The sequence below is a fragment of the Streptomyces sp. ICN903 genome (assembly GCF_022015835.1).
Taxonomy (GTDB): Bacteria; Actinomycetota; Actinomycetes; order Streptomycetales; family Streptomycetaceae; genus Streptomyces; species Streptomyces fenghuangensis.
Map to the genome: position 1 here is coordinate 1 of NZ_JAKMAY010000531.1, position 1,855 is coordinate 1,855.

Here is a 1,855-nt window from a genome sequence, read left to right on the forward strand (position 1 = left end):
CCCTCCCACCGCACCGCACGGCCGCCGCACAGGGCTGACCAACCGCACACACCGGCCCCGGCCCCCGACACTCCGAGCACCGCACGTACCGCCGGGCCCGCACCACCGGGGCCCGCACCGCCGTGCCCGGGCGCACAGCCGTCCGGGCCGCAGACCCACGGCGTGCCGTGACACGCCGCCCGACGCCGGAAGAGACACGGAAAGCAAGGAGCGCATGGCAACGTCCACACCCGCGGAGGCGCTCAAGGGCGAGAGCGCCCGCACCTCCCCAGGCGCCGAACAGGTGCCCATGACGCACCGCCAGATCATGGAGGCGCTGTCCGGGCTGCTGCTCGGCATGTTCGTCTCCGTCCTGTCCTCGACGGTCGTCTCCAACGCCCTCCCCCGGATCATCTCGGACCTGGGCGGCGGCCAGAGCGCGTACACCTGGGTGGTCACGGCGGCGCTGCTGACCATGACCGCCTCCACCCCGCTGTGGGGCAAGCTCGCCGACCTCTACAGCAAGAAGCTGCTGGTGCAGTCGGCGCTGGTGCTCTTCGTCCTGGCCTCCGCCGGAGCCGGCCTGGCCCAGGACACCGGCACCCTGATCGCCTTCCGGGCGGTGCAGGGCCTGGGCGCGGGCGGTCTGGCCGCACTGTCCCAGATCATCATCGCCGCGATGATCCCCCCGCGTGAGCGCGGCCGCTACAGCGGCTACCTGGGTGCCACCTTCGCCGTCGCCACCGTCGGCGGACCGCTGCTCGGCGGCGTGATCACAGACACCTCCTGGCTCGGCTGGCGCTGGTGCTTCTACGTCGGCGTGCCCTTCGCAGTCCTCGCCCTGATCGTGCTCCAGAAGACGCTGCACCTGCCCGTGGTGAAGCGGGAGAACGTGAAGGTGGACTGGCTGGGCGCCTCCCTCGTCACCGCCGCCGTCTCGCTGCTGCTGATATGGGTGACACTGGCCGGAAACAGCTACGACTGGCTGTCCTGGCAGACGTACACGATGGTCGGCGCCTCGCTCCTGCTGACCCTGGCCTTCGTCGTCACCGAGTCGCGCGCCGCCGAGCCGATCATCCCGCTGAGGCTGTTCCGCAACCGCACGATCACGCTCACCGCGCTGGCCTCGCTCTTCGTCGGCATCGCGATGTTCGGCGCGACCGTCTTCCTCAGCCAGTACTTCCAGCTCGCCCGCGGCGAGTCGCCCACGATGTCCGGCGTGCTGACCATCCCGATGATCGGCGGACTGTTCGTCTCCTCCACCGTCTCCGGCCTGGTCATCACCCGCACCGGCCGCTGGAAGGTGTGGCTGGTGGCCGGCGCCGTCCTGCTGACGGCCGGACTCGGCCTGCTGGGCTCGATGCGGTACGACACCCCGTACTGGCGGATCGCGGTCTTCATGGCGCTGCTGGGCACCGGCGTCGGCATGATGATGCAGAACCTCGTCCTGGCCACCCAGAACCAGGTCGCCCTCTCCGAGCTGGGCGCGGCCAGCTCCGTGCTCGCCTTCTTCCGCTCCCTCGGCGGTGCGGTCGGCGTCTCGGTGCTGGGCGCGGTGCTCGCCCACCGCATCACCGACTACGTCACCGACGGCATGACGAAGCTGGGCATCCGGCCCGAGGGCGCGACCGGCGGCAACGGCAGCGCCATCCCGGACCTGGACGCCCTCCCCGGCCCGGTACGCACGGTCGTCGAGAGCGCGTACGGCCACGGTGTGGCCGACATCTACCTCTACGCCGCACCGATGGCGGTGATCGCTCTGCTGCTGGTGCTGTTCGTCAAGGAGGTGCCGCTGCGCACCCGGCTCGACGAGCAGACCGACGCCGGGAAGCAGGAGCGGCAGCCGACCGCGGCAACCGCCGCCGACCCCGGCCCC

The 1,855-nt window shown here is 71.3% G+C and carries 1 protein-coding gene; it reads left to right on the top strand.

Annotated elements, in window-relative coordinates; all coding sequences use genetic code 11:
* Positions 1-214: 214 nt before the first annotated feature.
* A partial coding sequence (locus tag L7D48_RS28555) for an MDR family MFS transporter (protein WP_237883962.1) occupies positions 215-1,855 on the top strand: 1,641 nt, incomplete at its 3' end.